The organism is Pantoea sp. Cr_R13, from assembly GCF_029222565.1.
Lineage (GTDB): Bacteria > Pseudomonadota > Gammaproteobacteria > Enterobacterales > Enterobacteriaceae > Pantoea > Pantoea eucalypti.
Window position 1 is genome coordinate 167,473 of the sequence record NZ_JARHXL010000018.1, and the last position, 15,700, is coordinate 183,172.

13 protein-coding genes and 1 other annotated feature (1 of these 14 cut by a window edge) are annotated in these 15,700 nt (G+C 54.9%); of the genes, 3 read left to right on the top strand and 10 right to left on the bottom strand.

Annotation, left to right across the window (positions count from 1 at the left end; translation table 11 throughout):
* Window positions 1-128 precede the first annotated feature (128 nt).
* Complete coding sequence (gene rpsT / locus P2R09_RS17690; RefSeq protein ID WP_008925553.1) at window positions 129-392, top strand: 30S ribosomal protein S20; 264 nt, start codon at window positions 129-131, stop codon at window positions 390-392.
* Window positions 393-428: 36 nt separating this feature from the next.
* Here the strand turns inward: rpsT and nhaR are convergent, their stop codons facing one another.
* The 4 genes from nhaR to dnaK all read right to left on the bottom strand — a co-directional run bounded on the left by nhaR (window position 429) and on the right by dnaK (window position 5,914).
* The gene (gene nhaR, locus P2R09_RS17695) at window positions 429-1,346 is read right to left on the bottom strand and encodes a transcriptional activator NhaR (protein ID WP_275771651.1); all 918 of its coding nucleotides are present in this window, start codon (window positions 1,344-1,346) and stop codon (window positions 429-431) included.
* Window positions 1,347-1,376: 30 nt separating this feature from the next.
* Window positions 1,377-2,555, bottom strand: a complete 1,179-nt coding sequence (gene nhaA / locus P2R09_RS17700; protein WP_275771653.1) for a Na+/H+ antiporter NhaA — start codon at window positions 2,553-2,555, stop codon at window positions 1,377-1,379.
* Window positions 2,556-2,753: 198 nt separating this feature from the next.
* On the bottom strand, window positions 2,754-3,899 hold the full coding sequence (gene dnaJ, locus P2R09_RS17705) for a molecular chaperone DnaJ (RefSeq protein WP_275771655.1): 1,146 nt from the start codon (window positions 3,897-3,899) through the stop codon (window positions 2,754-2,756).
* A 104-nt stretch (window positions 3,900-4,003) separates the two neighbouring features.
* Window positions 4,004-5,914 carry a molecular chaperone DnaK gene (dnaK, locus tag P2R09_RS17710; RefSeq protein ID WP_275771657.1) on the bottom strand — a complete coding sequence of 637 codons (1,911 nt, stop codon included), beginning with the start codon at window positions 5,912-5,914 and terminating at the stop codon, window positions 4,004-4,006.
* Between the two features lie 303 nt (window positions 5,915-6,217).
* Here dnaK and satP point away from each other — a divergent pair, with 303 nt between their 5' ends.
* Complete coding sequence (gene satP, locus P2R09_RS17715; RefSeq protein ID WP_275771660.1) at window positions 6,218-6,787, top strand: acetate uptake transporter; 570 nt, start codon at window positions 6,218-6,220, stop codon at window positions 6,785-6,787.
* Between the two features lie 50 nt (window positions 6,788-6,837).
* Here satP and P2R09_RS17720 read toward each other — a convergent pair whose 3' ends face one another.
* The 3 genes from P2R09_RS17720 to tal all read right to left on the bottom strand — a co-directional run bounded on the left by P2R09_RS17720 (window position 6,838) and on the right by tal (window position 9,917).
* A complete protein-coding gene (locus P2R09_RS17720; protein WP_275771662.1) occupies window positions 6,838-8,145 on the bottom strand; it encodes an MFS transporter in 1,308 nt (435 codons plus the stop codon).
* A 105-nt stretch (window positions 8,146-8,250) separates the two neighbouring features.
* On the bottom strand, window positions 8,251-8,838 hold the full coding sequence (mog, locus tag P2R09_RS17725; protein ID WP_275771664.1) for a molybdopterin adenylyltransferase: 588 nt from the start codon (window positions 8,836-8,838) through the stop codon (window positions 8,251-8,253).
* A 125-nt stretch (window positions 8,839-8,963) separates the two neighbouring features.
* Complete coding sequence (tal, locus tag P2R09_RS17730; protein WP_003854842.1) at window positions 8,964-9,917, bottom strand: transaldolase; 954 nt, start codon at window positions 9,915-9,917, stop codon at window positions 8,964-8,966.
* Window positions 9,918-10,125: 208 nt separating this feature from the next.
* Here tal and yaaA point away from each other — a divergent pair, with 208 nt between their 5' ends.
* Window positions 10,126-10,899 carry a peroxide stress protein YaaA gene (gene yaaA, locus P2R09_RS17735; protein ID WP_275771666.1) on the top strand — a complete coding sequence of 258 codons (774 nt, stop codon included), beginning with the start codon at window positions 10,126-10,128 and terminating at the stop codon, window positions 10,897-10,899.
* Between the two features lie 60 nt (window positions 10,900-10,959).
* On the opposite strand, the gene thrC is transcribed toward yaaA, so the two are convergent.
* The 3 genes from thrC to thrA are packed head-to-tail and all read right to left on the bottom strand — an operon-like array spanning window position 10,960 to window position 15,641.
* Window positions 10,960-12,243, bottom strand: a complete 1,284-nt coding sequence (thrC, locus tag P2R09_RS17740) for a threonine synthase (RefSeq protein WP_275771668.1) — start codon at window positions 12,241-12,243, stop codon at window positions 10,960-10,962.
* Between the two features lie 3 nt (window positions 12,244-12,246).
* Entirely contained in the window at window positions 12,247-13,176 is a 930-nt protein-coding gene (gene thrB / locus P2R09_RS17745) for a homoserine kinase (protein WP_275771670.1), read from the bottom strand.
* Between the two features lie 2 nt (window positions 13,177-13,178).
* A complete protein-coding gene (gene thrA / locus P2R09_RS17750; protein WP_275771672.1) occupies window positions 13,179-15,641 on the bottom strand; it encodes a bifunctional aspartate kinase/homoserine dehydrogenase I in 2,463 nt (820 codons plus the stop codon).
* Window positions 15,642-15,667: 26 nt separating this feature from the next.
* Window positions 15,668-15,700, bottom strand: a sequence feature (Thr leader region) (it continues 86 nt past the right edge of the window).

The following is a 15,700-nucleotide window of genomic DNA, read 5'->3' on the forward strand; positions in this document are numbered from 1 at the left end:
AAATACGTAATCGAGTGCCGTTCTTAGAGCGACGCTTATTTGCACAAATCCATTGACAAAATCAGGTTAGAAGGGCATAGTCCTCGGCCTTTGATTTGTCTCTATAGAACACATTTGGGAGTTGGACCTTGGCTAATATCAAATCAGCTAAGAAACGCGCCGTAACATCTGAGAAACGCCGTAAGCATAACGCTAGCCGCCGCTCAATGATGCGTACCTTCGTTAAGAAAGTATACGCGGCGATCGCTTCAGGCGACAAAGCTGCTGCGCAGAACGCATTCAATGAAATGCAACCCCTTGTGGATCGTCAGGCCGCTAAAGGTCTGATCCACAAAAACAAAGCTGCACGTTATAAATCTAACCTGACTGCACAGATCAACAAACTGGCTTAATCGCCTCTTGTTAATCGCTTTGTTGAAAAAGCCGGCTTACGCCGGTTTTTTTTCGTCTGTACTCTGGCGGGGAAAGAGTCCGCTGAAGTCGGCGTGACAGAGACGCTGTACTGCCGGATGCTGAATCATCCGTTCGGCAAAGATGATATGGTACTCCTCTGACACGGTATCAAGCCGACCGACCTCTGTAACCGCAGCACGCTGCCCGTTATCCTGCTCATCCAGCACGGGCGCGACAAATATGGCATTCTTACGCGCACCAAACGCCTTCATCAGTGCCGCATCATCAAACTCCCCCAGAATCTCCACCTGCAGCCCCTGAGTCGTAATCCAGTTGAGGATTTTCCGGCCGAGCATTGAGCGACGTCCTGGAATCAGCAGCGGACGCGCTTCCAGGCAGGCTGGAAAAGTGAGACCGGTGAGCGGCTGAGCAGACCAGAAACTGACCGGACACTCCCCCAGCTTCACCGAAAACAGCCCTTCCTGTTGAGTGGGGTCGATGGAGCAGTCAGAGATGATCATATCCAGCTTATGCTGGCTGAGCTGCTCCAGCAGCATTTCGTGGGTCGACTCAAAACAGCGCAGATGCGTCTTCTCTTCTGCAACCACCGCGGTTTCCAGCACCTTACTGACCAGCTGCTTAGAGAGCGCATCGGCTACCCCGACATCCAGCACCAGGTGGGACTCCTTGCGGTAGTTCACGATATCCAGCATCTCCTGACCCAGCATAAACATGCGGTCAGCATAGCGGAACACCAGTTGCCCCAGTTCAGTCGGCACCAGACCCCGCCCCTGACGACGGAACAGCTTGCCCTGCAGGCGCTCCTCAAGCGTCTTAATCTGCCCGGTAATGGTCTGGGGAGTCAGAGAGAGTACCTCTGCTGCCGCTGTCACAGAGCCGCTTTTGCAGATCTGCCAGAAGTAATAGAGATGGTTAAAATTAAGCTGATTCATCGAAAAAAGGAGGCTTTCGCCTCCTCTCCATTAACGCAGTTTAATCCGCAGCAGGGTATAGCCAATAACCGCTGACAGCACAGAACCCGTCAGGATCCCCAGTTTAGAGAAGGTCACAAGCTGCTCATGTGCCGAATCGAAGGCCAGCGAACTGATGAAAATAGACATCGTAAAACCGATGCCGCACAGCACGCCAATCGCCATGATATCGCGGATGGTGGTACCGTGAGGTAATACCGCCAGCCGCAGTTTGACAGCCAGCCAGCAGAACAGAGTAATGCCCAAAGGTTTACCGATTAACAGGCCGAGGATGATGCCAGACGGCTCCGGTGAAAAGACATCACTCAGCGTAATACCGGCCAGTGAAATACCGGCGTTCGCGAAGGCAAACAACGGCAGAATAAGCCAGTTCACCCACGGCATCAGACCGTGCGCCAGATGTTCTGCGGGTGAATGCCCTTCTCTCTTTTCCAGCGGTATGAAGAAGCCCACAATGACGCCCGCCAGCGTGGCATGGACGCCGGACTTCAGCACGGCGGTCCAGAGCACGATCCCGACCAGCATATAGACCGAGATTTTACGAACATTAAAGTAATTCAGCAGTGCCAGTACAACAATCGCCCCTGCCGCAACGCCCAGGGAGAGCATTGAGAGGCCACTGGTGTAGAACAGGGCGATAATAACGATAGCCCCGAGATCATCAATAATCGCCAGTGCCATCAGGAAAACTTTCAGTGCTGCAGGAACACGGCTTCCAAGCAGGGCGAGGACACCCAGCGCAAACGCGATATCGGTCGCCGTAGGGATAGCCCAGCCGTTGCGTGCTATCTCATCACCATGGTTGAAGCCGAGGAAAACAAGCGCGGGCAGCGCCATACCGCCTAATGCCGCAATGACGGGAAAGATCGCCTTGTCACGACTGGCAAGTTCACCGACTATCAGCTCACGCTTCACTTCCAGACCAATCAGCAGGAAAAACAGCGCCATCAGCGCATCGTTGATCCATAACAGCAGATTTTTACTGATATCCAGTGCACCGAAGCGGATTTGAACGGGTTCATTGAGAAACGCCTGATAGCCCTGAGCGGTTTCGGCAGAGTTGGCGAGAATCATGGCCGCCACAGCTGCCATGATTAACACCATGCCATTACTGGCGTCACTTTCAATGAAGCTTTTAAGCAGGTTTTTGAGACTACGAGGCTTATTCAACGTTTATCTTCCTGATCAGCGATAGAAAGATAAAGAGTGTAGCGGCTCATATAGTTCGTTAAAAGCAGCTTATACCTCGCCTTTCCTTCGGTTTAACCGAGTTAAAGACGAAAAGCCGGTTGATGCTAACAACAGATGGCTCATAGCATCCAGCAAAAAAAACGGAGCCCGAGGCTCCGTTTTTTAGTCAGACACGGTTTAGCGTGTCAGGTCGTCAAAGAATTTCTTCACACCGTCGAAGAAGCTCTTTGAGCGCGGGCTGTTATGCTCGCCGCTTGGGCCGCCAAAACTCTCTTCCAGTTCACGCAACAGCGTTTTCTGTTTTTCGTTCAGACTGACCGGTGTCTCCACCACAACACGGCACAGCAGATCGCCGACCGCGCCGCCACGGACAGATTTGACGCCACGTCCGCGCATGCGGAACAGCTTGCCGGTCTGGGTTTCAGACGGCACTTTCAGCTTCACGCGACCATCCAGTGTCGGTACTTCAATCTCACCGCCCAGCGCCGCCATTGCAAAGTTGATCGGCACTTCACAGTAAAGGTTGTTCTCTTCACGCTCGAAGATCGGGTGCTTCTTCACCGAGACCTGAACGTAGAGATCGCCCGCTGGTGCGCCCTGCTCGCCCGCTTCACCTTCGCCACTCAGACGAATGCGATCGCCGGTGTCGACCCCTGCCGGGATTTTCACTGACAGCGTTTTCGACTTCTCAACGCGACCATGGCCATGACAGACGTTGCACGGATCTTTAATCACCGAGCCACGACCATGACAGGTCGGACAGGCCTGCTGAACAGTGAAGAAGCCCTGGCGCATCTGCACCTGACCTGCACCGTGACAGGTTGAACAGGTTTGTGGCTGGGTGCCCGCTTTCGCGCCGCTGCCGTGGCAGACATCACACTCTTCCAGCGTTGGAATGCGGATCTCTTTGGTCACGCCGCGTACCGCTTCTTCCAGCGACAGCTCCATGTTGTAGCGTAAATCGGCGCCACGGGATGCGCGCTGACGGCGTCCACCACCAAAGATGTCACCGAACACGTCGCCAAAGATATCGCTGAAGTCTGCACCGCCGCCGCCAAAGCCGCCGCCGCCGAATCCACCGCCACCCATGCCGCCCTGTTCAAAGGCTGCATGACCATACTGATCGTAAGCCGCACGCTTCTGCGCATCGGTCAGGATTTCGTACGCTTCCTTGACCTCTTTGAATTTAGCTTCGGCTTCTTTATCACCTGGATTGCGGTCCGGGTGAAATTTCATTGCCAGGCGTTTGTAAGCCTTTTTGATTTCACGCTCGTCCGCGGATTTGGCGACGCCTAAAATCTCGTAGTAATCACTCTTCGCCATGTTTATTTAGCCCTTAACATGATCGCACGGGCGTGGAGAGATCTCCTACGCCCGTGCTGGTTTCAACGGCTGTCAGGCCAACCGTCGCGCCCGGTCAGGGGCAATTATTTCTTGTTGTCTTTCACTTCTTCGAATTCAGCATCGACAACGTCGTCATCTTTCTTCGCTGACGCGTCACCGGCATCTGCTGCACCCGCCTGAGACTGCTGTGCTGCTTCCATCAGTTTGCCAGACACTTCCATCAGCGCCTGCATTTTGGCGTCGATTTCCGCTTTGTCTTCGCCTTTCAGCGCAGTTTCCAGCGCGGCCAGTGCGGCTTCGATTGGCGCTTTATCATCAGCTGACAGTTTGTCGCCTGCTTCTTCCAGCTGCTTACGCGTGCTGTGGGCAATCTGGTCACCCTGGTTACGCGTCTGAACCAGCTCTTCGAACTTACGGTCAGATTCAGCATTCGCTTCCGCATCACGCACCATTTTCTGGATCTCTTCATCGCTCAGACCTGAAGAGGCTTTGATGGTGATTTTCTGCTCTTTACCGCTGTTCTTGTCTTTCGCTGATACGTGCAGGATACCGTCGGCATCAATGTCGAAAGTCACTTCGATCTGCGGCATACCGCGTGGCGCATTCTGGATACCGTCGAGGTTGAACTGGCCCAGTGACTTGTTGTCATTGGCACGCTTACGCTCACCCTGCAGCACGTGAATGGTCACGGCTGACTGGTTATCTTCAGCCGTCGAGAAGACCTGGCTGTGCTTGGTTGGGATGGTGGTGTTCTTGCTGATCAGCGAGGTCATCACGCCACCCATGGTTTCGATACCCAGTGACAGCGGGGTAACGTCCAGCAGCAGCACGTCTTTCACGTCGCCACCCAGTACACCACCCTGAACTGCAGCACCGACAGCAACCGCTTCATCCGGGTTCACGTCTTTACGTGGCTCTTTACCGAAGAACTCAGTCACTTTGGCCTGAACCAGTGGCATACGCGTCTGACCACCGACCAGGATAACGTCGTTGATGTCTGAAACAGACAGTCCGGCATCCTGCAGCGCAACTTTCAGAGGCGCGATTGAGCGTGCAACCAGATCTTCAACCAGTGATTCCAGTTTAGAACGGGTCACTTTGATGTTCAGGTGCTTAGGACCGGTCGCATCTGCCGTGATGTATGGCAGGTTAACGTCGGTCTGCTGTGCAGAAGAAAGCTCGATTTTTGCTTTCTCTGCGGCTTCTTTCAGACGCTGCATTGCCAGTGGATCGTTGTGCAGATCGATACCCTGGTCTTTTTTGAATTCAGCAACCAGATAGTTAATCAGGCGGCTATCGAAGTCTTCACCACCCAGGTGGGTATCACCGTTGGTCGCCAGAACTTCAAAGGTTTTTTCGCCGTCAACTTCGTCGATCTCAATGATTGAGATATCGAAGGTACCGCCACCCAGGTCATAAACCGCGATGGTGCGGTTGCCCTGGCCTTTATCCAGACCGTATGCCAGTGCTGCAGCAGTCGGTTCGTTAATGATACGTTTGACTTCCAGACCTGCGATACGGCCGGCATCTTTGGTCGCCTGACGCTGCGCATCGTTGAAGTAGGCCGGTACGGTAATAACCGCTTCAGTCACTGGCTCACCGAGGTAATCTTCGGCGGTCTTTTTCATTTTCTTCAGCACTTCAGCAGAGATCTGCGGAGGTGCCATTCTCTGACCTTTTACTTCCAGCCATGCGTCGCCGTTGTCAGCGCCGGTGATTTTGTACGGCATGATTTTAATATCACGCTGTACTTCTTCGTCCTGGAAGCGACGACCGATCAGACGCTTAATTGCGAACAGGGTATTCTGCGGGTTGGTCACTGCCTGACGTTTAGCCGGTTGACCGACCAGAATTTCGCCATCCTGTGTATACGCAATAATTGAAGGCGTGGTGCGATCGCCCTCGGCATTTTCCAGCACGCGTGCTTTGGTGCCATCCATGATCGCAACACAAGAGTTGGTTGTACCCAGGTCAATACCAATAATCTTACCCATCTAAACATCTCCCACTTAAATTCGTTGCCAATTTGGGTTGTGAACCTTTTATGTGGGCGAGTTGTTTGCATTCAACCTGCCAGCACATGCTTTTTTTTCCAACGTTCACAACGCTCGATGACAAGTAAATGGGGCCGCTTCGATGCGCATCAAGGGTTAAACCAAAAAAAATTTTTTATCGCTGGCCCTGCCGGGATCAAAGAACGCTGACACAACGCTGAATATGATGCGTCCCCTTGCTCCTCACGGGGAGCAGGATGGAATCCGTTTATGTAATCAACACTCTTTCACTGCCGAGGAATTATGGCGAATTCAACGCTGGCTAACCCTGCCCCGCTGGGATTGATGGGTTTTGGCATGACAACCATTTTGCTGAACCTGCACAACACGGGCTTGTTTGCCCTGGATGTCGCAATTTTAGCGATGGGGATTTTTTATGGCGGGATCGCGCAGGTGCTGGCTGGTCTGCTGGAGTTTAAGAAGAACAATACCTTTGGGCTGACTGCCTTTACCTCATACGGCATGTTCTGGTTAAGCTTCGTGGCGATCCTGCTGTTACCGCAAATGGGTCTGGCAAACGCGCCTGACGAACGCTTCCTGGGTGTCTGGCTGGCACTGTGGGGCATCTTCACGCTGTTCATGTTTATCGGCACACTAAAAGGTGCGCGGATGCTGCAGTTTATTTTCGGCTCGCTTACGCTGCTGTTTCTGCTGCTGGCAGTGGCTCATCTCATGCACCTGCCTGCGCTGGTGGTGTCTGCGGGCTGGGTCGGGATCGTCTGTGGTGCCAGCGCCTGCTATCTGGCGATGGGCGAGGTGCTGAATGAAACCTTTGGCCGCACCCTTTTGCCGATTGGCGCAAAAATGCGTTAAGCATATTTTCAGCCATAAAAAAACGCGGAGCCTGGCTCCGCGTTCCTCCTTTACAACGACTTAATCCCCTGATTCAGTCCCGGCTCGTGGCTGACATCCCGCCTCAGCCAGATCCCTGTCAGCAATCCCACCAGCGCCAGCGCCATCACATACCAGCACGGTGCCATCACGGAGACATTCATCAGCAGCGACACCAGGATCGGTGTCAGGCCGCCAAAGATCGCGTAGGAAAGATTGTAGGAGAATGAGAGTCCGGTAAAACGCACCTCTGCCGGAAAGGCGCGCACCATCACAAACGGCACCACGCCGACGATACCGACGCTGAGCCCCGCCACGCCATAAAGCAGGAAGAGTTGCTGCGGATAGAGGGCGCTCAGGTGATAAAACTGCCAGCTACAGATCGCCAGCAGCAGGCTGCCGACACACAGGGTACGACTGGCACCAAAGCGATCCGCAGCGAGTCCGGCAATAATGCAGCCAATGCAGAGCATCACGGTGGCAATGCTGTTGGCTTGCAGAGTCAGTGCGGGCGCGATGCCCTGCTGCTTCTGCAGCCAGACCGGCGACATCAGGATCACCACGACGATGCAGGCGGAGAGCAGCCAGGTCAGCAGCATGGAGATCACAATCGACTTTTTATGCTCCGCCAGCACGGTTTTCAGCGGCAGGGTTTCAGCCAGCGCTTTACGCTGCTGCATCTCAATGAAGACCGGTGTTTCATGCAGCCAGCGGCGCAGGAACATCGCGAGCAACCCAAATACGCCGCCCAGGAAGAACGGAATACGCCAGCCGCCGTCATGAATCGCCTGCTGCGACATCGAGGTATTGATCAGCGTCGCCACCAGCGACCCCAGTAAAATGCCGATGGTCAGCCCGGCCGTCAGCGTGCCACAGGCGATGCCGATACGTTTATAAGGCACGTGTTCAGCGACAAACACCCACGCGCCGGGTACCTCTCCGCCAATCGCCGCGCCCTGCAACATCCGCATCAGCAACATCAGCAGTGGCGCTGCAATCCCAATCGTCTGCCAGGTGGGTAAAGCGCCCATCATTAAGGTTGGCAGCGCCATCAGCAGAATGCTCAGGCTGAACATCTTCTTGCGCCCGAGCTTGTCGCCAAAATGCGCCATCACGATGCCGCCCAGCGGGCGTGCCAGATAGCCTGCAGCAAAAATGGCAAACGTCTGAAGCTGGCGCAGCCACTCCGGAATATCTGCAGGGAAGAAGAGTTCGCCAATCACCGTGGCGAAGAAGACAAAAATGATGAAGTCGTAGAATTCCAGCGCGCCGCCGAGCGCGGCCAGCGCCAGGGTTTTGAAATCCTTACCGGTCAGACGCTGTGTGTGAGTCGGATTCATAATAGTCCAGAGGCAAAGAGAGAACGTTGTAAAGATAGCCTTACTATACCGTCAATCTTTTGCCACACCAGCCAGGCTATAGCTTATGCCTGAAATGGGGAATATTTAGTTATTTATCTCACGTATCGCGCTTTTAGGCCGAAATGCTGCTACAACCTCGCGATGCGTTTCGACATAAGGCCCTTCCAGCAGCTGTAAACAATAGGGTACGGAAGCAAAAATGCCGTGCACTTTTACGTCGCCCTGCTCATCCTTCAGCCCTTCCAGCGTCTCTTTGATCGACTTCGGCTGCCCCGGAAGGTTGAGGATCAGCGACTGTTTGCGGATTACCCCAACCTGACGCGACAGAATCGCGGTCGGCACGAACTGCAGGCTAATCTGGCGCATCTGCTCACCAAAACCCGGCATTTCCCGATCGGCAACGGCTAAGGTGGCATCCGGCGTCACATCGCGCCGGGCCGGTCCCGTGCCGCCAGTGGTTAATACCAGGTGGCAAAAGCGCTCATCGACCAGCTCGCAGATCGCGTGCTCAATCATCGGCTGCTCGTCAGGCACCAGACGGGACTCAATCTCAAACGGGCTGCTGAGTGCGCGACTCAGCCAGCTCTCCAGCGCGGGGATCCCCTCATCCTGATAGATGCCGTTCGCGGCGCGATCGGAGACCGAGATCAGGCCAATGCGTAATGTATTCATGATTAGCTTCGCTGTGATTTACCGCGGTGCGGTGGAGTAAAAGGGGAATAGCAGAGAGGATAATATAAAGTGAAAGGGTCGGAAAAGGGAAAACCGTGGCAGCCTGCGCCGCCACGGTCAGCCGGTTACAGCAGTTCTGCCAGCATCTTCTCAAGTTTGCCCTGATCAACGGCAAAGTTGCGGATACCTTCTGCCAGCTTCGCAACCGCCATAGGATCCTGGTTGTGCTGCCACAGGAACTCAGACTCGGTCATGCGGGCCGGACGCGCTTTTACTTCGCCGCTGTAGCTCAGTTTACGCTCCAGGGTGCCTTCGCTCTCTGCCAGCTCTTTCAGCAGCGCAGGAGAAATGGTCAGACGGTCACAGCCAGCCAGCTCGATGATTTCGCCGACGTTACGGAAGCTCGCGCCCATCACCACGGTTTCATAGCCGTGCTGCTTGTAGTAGTTGTAGATTTCAGAAACTGAAACCACGCCTGGATCTTCGTGCGCGGCATACTCTTTCTTATCGGTGTTCGCTTTATACCAGTCGAGGATACGGCCAACAAACGGAGAGATCAGGAACACGCCCGCTTCGGCACAGGCACGCGCCTGAGCAAAGGAGAACAGCAGAGTCAGGTTACAGTTGATACCCTCTTTTTCCAGCTGCTCTGCAGCACGGATGCCCTGCCAGGTAGACGCCAGTTTGATCAGGATGCGATCATTGCTGATACCGGCATCATTGTAGAGTTTGATCAGGCTGCGGGCCTTCGCGATGCTGCCTTCTGTGTCGTAAGAGAGACGCGCATCGACTTCAGTCGAGATGCGGCCTGGGATCAGTTTCAGAATTTCCAGACCAATGTTAACGGCCAGCTTGTCAGAAACCAGCTGCAGCTGCTCTTCTTTGTTGCTGCTCTGCTCACGCGCCCAGCTAATCGCTTCATCGATCAGTTTACGGTATTCAGGAATTTGTGCGGCGTTGAGAATCAGAGAAGGGTTGGTGGTGGCGTCTTGTGGCTGATACAGCTTCATGGCTGCAATATCACCGGTGTCGGCGACTACGGTAGTGAGCTGACGCAGGGAGGTAAGTTTGTCCGTCATGTTCTTTTCTCTTAGTTAACTGTCAGTGTGAAAAAAGCTGTTGCGATAATATCACGCGTCAACGGTGGCGCAAGGTCAGGGAATGCCGTTTACGATAGCGCGAACAAATAGGAGTGATTCGTCATTCTTTGCGGCTTTTTTGGTACACTGCGAAGCCTGATAAGCCGCCAATGCCCTGTTAAACCAGGCATTAACCGAGGAAGCAACTATGTTGATGGTGATCTCTCCCGCCAAGACGCTGGATTATGAAAGCCCGCTGGCGACAACGCGTTTCACCCAGCCTGCACTGTTAGAAAAGTCACAACAGCTGATTGAGATTGCGCGCGATCTGTCACCCGCCAGCATCGCCTCGTTAATGGGCATCAGTGACAAACTGGCGCACCTCAATGCCGATCGCTTTAACAGCTGGCACCCCGACTTCTCACCTCAGAATGCCCGTCAGTCTATCCTGGCGTTTAAAGGTGATGTCTATACCGGTTTGCAGGCCGAGACCTTCAGCGAACAGGATTTCGATTTTGCTCAGCAGCATCTGCGCATGTTGTCGGGCCTGTATGGCGTGCTGCGTCCGCTCGATCTCATGCAGCCTTACCGGCTGGAGATGGGCATTCGTCTGGCGAATCCGGCGGGTAAAGATCTCTACACCTTCTGGGGCGAGCTCATCACTGAAACATTGAATGCCGCACTGGCGGAACAGGGTGATGAGGTGCTAATCAACCTCGCGTCAGACGAATATTTCAGGGCGGTTAAGCCGAAGAAACTGCAGGCACAGCTGATTAAGCCGGTGTTCCTCGACGAGAAGAACGGCAGCTACAAAGTCATTAGTTTCTATGCCAAAAAGGCGCGTGGATTAATGAGTCGCTATGTGATTCAGCAGCGTCTGACAACGCCAGAGCAGCTTAAGGCGTTTGATGTGGATGGCTATCGTTTTGATGCGATCAGCAGCAGCGAGAGCGAGCTGGTCTTTAAGCGCGCGGAGCAGTAAAGCCCACGCACTCTACCTGCCATAAACAGGCTTCCCGCAACCGGGAAGCCTTTCACCGCATTACTTCAGCAGGAACGCCCGCAGCGAGGCGAAGTCACCTTTCATCTGATGCGACAGCAGCGGCAGATCGGCGCGCTCCGCTAACTCCGGCGGCAGCGTCAGGGTCTGCTCAAGAATCGCTTCCACGCTTTCGCGGAATTTCGCCGGATGCGCAGTGCCGAGGAACAGACCGTATTCGCCTTCCTGCAGCTGATCGCGCAGCAGACGCCAGGCGATGGCAGCATGTGGCTCGGAAACGTAGCCAATCTCCGCCAGTTCACGCATGGCAGCACGCGTGGTCTCATCAGAAACCGCACCACAGGCGAGATCGGTTAAGCGCCAGGTTTTACGGCGGAACAGCTCTTCCACACGCGGCCAGTTGTTAGGCTGGCTGACATCCATCGCATTCGACAGCGTAGAGACCGTCAGGTTTGGCTGCCACTCGCCGTTGCCCAGGAAGCGCGGCACCGTGTCGTTGGCGTTGGTGGCGGCGATAAAGCGTTTGATCGGCAGGCCCAGTGATTTCGCCAGCAGACCCGCCGTTAAATCACCAAAGTTGCCGCTCGGCACAGAGACCACCAGCTGGTTACGCTTTTCCTGTGGCAGCTGCGCGACCGCTTCAAAGTAGTAGCAGATCTGTGCCAGCAGGCGGCTGATGTTGATGGAGTTAGCTGAGTTCAGGCCAATCGTCCGTTTCAGTTCTTCATCATCAAATGCCTGTTTGACCAGCGACTGACAGGCATCAAAGTCGCCGTCGATCGCGATGGTTTCGATGTTTCCACCCAGGGTACAGAAGAGTTTCTCCTGCAACGGGCTGATTTTGCCCTGCGGATAGAGGATCACCACGCGCACGTTCTTCATGCCGTAGAACGCGTGCGCCACAGCCGCACCGGTATCACCAGAGGTGGCGGTCAGAATGGTGATCTGCTCATCGGAGCCTGAAACATACGACAGCATCTGCGCCATAAAACGGCCGCCGAAATCTTTAAATGCCAGCGTCGGGCCGTGAAACAGCTCCAGACAGGCGATATCGTCGCTGACGGCTTTCACCGGGGCCGGGAAGGCAAAAGCGGCTTTAACACGCTCCTGCAGCTGCTGGGCCGGAATCTCGTCACCAATGAAAGCCGAGAGAATTTTGCTGCTGCGGCTGACAAAATCCATCTCCAGCATCGCGTCGATGTCGGTCAGTTCAAACTCTGGCAGTTCCAGCGGAAAGAACAGACCCTGCTGCGACCCCAGACCCTGTTTCACCGCCTGGGCGAAGCTGACCTGCTCGTTGTGATCCTTAAGATTGTAGAGTTTCATGCGTTATCCCAATTGTCGTGCGCCAGCCGTGTCGAGACGGCAGATATGGACGAAGCCTTCATCATTCTGCAGATAGTGCTGGCTCAGCCAGTCAGCCATCCGCTGTGCCGTTTCCATCTGATTGCAAACGGCGAAAAGTGTCGGACCAGAGCCTGAGATACCGCACGCCAGTGCGCCAATATCTTTCGCGGCCTGTCGCGCCTCGGCGAAGCCAGGCAGCAGTCGGGTCCGGTAAGGTTCTGCAATCACATCCTGCATCAGTTTAGCTGCCAGCTGCGGCTGACGCGTATGACAGGCGTGAATGAAGCCAGCCAGCAAACGGCCATGTTTGATACAGTCCTCTTTGCGGTACTGCGCCGGTAAAATAGCGCGCGCTTCTGCGGTTGAAACTTTGATGCCTGGATAGGCCATCACCCACAGCCAGTCGTCAAAGCCCGGCACCGACTGGCTGATGATCTCATTTTCCTGCAGCATCAGCTGAATGCCACCGAGGAAGCAGGGAGCGACATTATCATAATGCACGCTGCCGGAGATCCGCCCTTCCAGCTCGCCCATCAGCGTCAGCAATGTGCTGTCGCTGAGTGGCTTGCCGCAGAATTCGTTCATCGCCATTAATCCGGCCACCACCGAGCAGGCGCTGGAACCCAGACCGGAGCCGATGGGCATATTCTTCTCCAGGGTCATCGCCACCGGGATTGCTTTGCCCACCGTCTCGCAGAAAAGCTGCCAGCACTGATAAACAATATTCTCTTTGGGATCGGCGGGCAGCTTGCTGACAAAACGTCCGGCGTTGGTCAGAGAAAACTGCTCAGCTGCTTCCACAGAGACACAGTCACCCAGCAGGGAGCCATCGACCGGTGACACCGCCGCGCCCAGCACATCGAAGCCGACGCTGACGTTACCAATTGAGGCCGGTGCGTAAATTTTTACCATGATTAAACTCCCAACTTCCATGACAGCGTACGCAGCAGATCGGCAAAGACGCCGGCCGCTGTGACATCATTTCCTGCACCGTATCCACGCAGCACCAGCGGAATCGGTTGATAGTAACGGCTGTAAAACGCCAGGGCGTTCTCGCCGTTTTTCACTTTATAGAGCGGATCGTTGCCGTCAACGGCGTCGATCTTCACTTTACAGACGCCACCCTCTTCGATCACGCCCACGTAGCGCAGGACTTTGCCCTCATTCTGCGCTTGTGCAACGCGATCGGCAAAGGCGTTATCCAGCTCGGGCAGACGCTGCATAAACTGCTCAACATCCTGGATTTCGGTCAGACTGGCGGGCAGCAGCGGCTCGATCTCAATATCACTCATCTCAAGCTGATGACCCGCTTCACGCGCCAGGATCAGCAGCTTACGCGCCACATCGGTGCCAGCCAGATCGTCACGCGGATCGGGCTCGGTGAAGCCCATCTCACGCGCCATGCTTGTCGCCTGCGACAGCGAAACCCCTTCATCCAGCTTGCCGAAGATAAACGACAGTGAGCCAGAGAGGATGCCGGAGAAACGCAGCAGTTCATCACCCGCGTTCATCAGGTTCTGCAGGTTTTCGATCACCGGCAGTCCGGCACCGACGTTGGTATCGTAAAGGAATTTACGACGCGATTTGGCGGCGGCGGCACGCATCTGCTGATAGTAATTCCAGGATGACGTATTGGCCTTTTTGTTCGGCGTCACCACATGGAAGCCTTCGCTGAGGAAGTCAGCATACTGATCGGCAACGGCCTGGCTGGAGGTGCAATCCACAATCACCGGATTGAGCAGATGGTACTCTTTTACCAGGCGGGTCAGGCGGCCCAGATTAAACGGCTCTTTGGCTTCGGCTAATGCCGACTGCCAGTTGCTTAAATCAATGCCGTGAACGTGGGTTAACAGCGCCTGCGAGTTAGCGATACCGCACACACGCAGGTCGATATGCTTTTTCTTCAGCCACGCCTGCTGGCGATGCAACTGATCCAGCAACGCACCACCGACCCCGCCGACACCCACCACAAACACTTCGATTACCTGATCGGTGGCGAACAGCATCTGATGCACCACGCGCACGCCGGTGATCACTTCGTCATTATTCACCACGACCGAGATAGAACGCTCAGAGGAGCCCTGCGCAATCGCCACGATATTGATGTTGGCGCGTGCCAGTGCCGAGAAGAATTTTGCTGAGATGCCGCGCAGAGTGCGCATGCCATCACCCACTACCGAGATCACCGCCAGATTTTCAATGATATCCAGCGGATCAAGCAGGCCATCTTTCAACTCCAGATAGAACTCTTCTTCCAGCACATGACGCGCCCGCGCCAGCTCGCTCTGCGGCACGCAGAAACTGATGCTGTATTCGGAAGAGGATTGGGTGATCAGCACGACTGAGATGCCGGTACGCGACATTGCCGCAAAGACTCTGGCCGCCATTCCGACCATCCCTTTCATGCCGGGACCGGAGACGTTCACCATCGCCATATTATTCAGGTTAGTGATGCCTTTTACCGGGCTTTCATCCGGCTCGCCTTCAGCACCAATCAGGGTGCCGGGTGCCTGAGGATTGGCGGTATTTTTGATCAGGCAAGGGATCTGGAACTGGGCAATCGGCGCGATGGTGCGGGGATGCAGCACTTTGGCACCGAAGTAGGAGAGCTCCATCGCCTCCTGATAGGACATCGACTTCAGCAGACGCGCATCCGGCACCTGACGCGGATCGCAGGTATAGACGCCATCCACATCGGTCCAGATTTCACAGCAGTCGGCGCGCAGACAGGCGGCCAGCACAGCGGCTGAATAGTCTGACCCGTTGCGGCCCAGCACCACCAGCTCACCACGCTCATTACCGGCCGTAAAACCCGCCATCAGAATCATGTTTTGTGGTGGAATTTGACTGGCTTCGATGCGGCGGGTCGATTCGGCAATATCAACTGTGGATTCCAGGTAGTGGCCCATTGCCAGCAATTTCTCCACCGGGTCGATCACGCTGACCTCATGGCCGCGTGCCTGCAGCAGCGCTTCCATGATCGCAATCGAGAGTTTTTCTCCTCGACAGATAATCGCCGCGTTCACGCTGTCCGGACACTGTCCCAGCAGGCTGATACCGTGCAGAACCTGTTTTAACTGCGCAAACTCAAGGTCAACGCGGGTCTTGAGTCGATCAAACTCAAAGCCCGGCTGTGCATCAGCCAGTCCCTGCAGCAGCTCGCTGAAAATGCGTTCAGCGTCGCTGATATTCGGCAGAGCGTCCTGACCACTGATGGTTTTTTCAATCATCGCCACCAGATGGTTAGTGATCTTTGCTGGCGCAGAGAGCACGGTTGCAACCTGTCCTTGTTGCGCATTACTTTCCAGAATGTCAGCGACGCGAAGAAAACGTTCCGCATTCGCTACCGAGGTCCCGCCGAATTTCAGCACTCGCATGATATAAACTCTCCTGAATTTAAGCCGAAAAAAAAGCCCGCACTGGTTAGGTGCGGGCT